The organism is Vibrio sp. 10N.261.52.A1 (assembly GCF_002876325.1).
In the GTDB taxonomy this organism is placed as follows: Bacteria; Pseudomonadota; Gammaproteobacteria; order Enterobacterales; family Vibrionaceae; genus Vibrio; species Vibrio chagasii.
The window spans coordinates 1-436 of sequence record NZ_MCYD01000686.1 but is presented as its reverse complement, the minus strand read 5'-3'; the positions used below and the strand labels follow the sequence as shown (position 1 = coordinate 436).

The following is a 436-nucleotide window of genomic DNA, read 5'->3' as shown; positions in this document are numbered from 1 at the left end:
ACGTTGTTGTTGACCACCAGATAGTTGTAACGGCCAAGCGTCTGCTTTGTCTGCAAGCTGTAAAGTTTTCAAAACTGTTTGCGCTTGATTGATCGCTTCTTGCTTATCTAGGCCTGCAACCTTAGTTGGTGCTTCAATCAAGTTTTCCATTACCGTCATGTGTGGCCACAAGTTGTATTGTTGGAAAACCATGCCGACTTTACGACGAAGTTTCAGCCCCTGCTTCTCTTGGATCTGGCTAGAAAAATCGAATTGTTCATTCGCAATGTCTAGCTCACCGTTATCAGCAATTTCTAGCAGGTTCAAAACACGCAGTAGTGAACTCTTACCGGCGCCGCTTGGGCCAAGCAGTACCAAGGTTTCGCCACTCTCACAGTTAAAACTGATGTCGTGAAGAACTTGGATATCGCCGTATGATTTGTTGATGCTCTTTACT

The 436-nt window shown here is 45.0% G+C and carries 1 protein-coding gene; it reads right to left on the bottom strand.

The genetic code is table 11. The features are described 5' to 3' along the window. On the bottom strand, positions 1-426 hold a 426-nt coding region (locus BCT81_RS13345), incomplete at its 3' end, for an ATP-binding cassette domain-containing protein (RefSeq protein ID WP_347232109.1). Positions 427-436 lie beyond the last annotated feature (10 nt).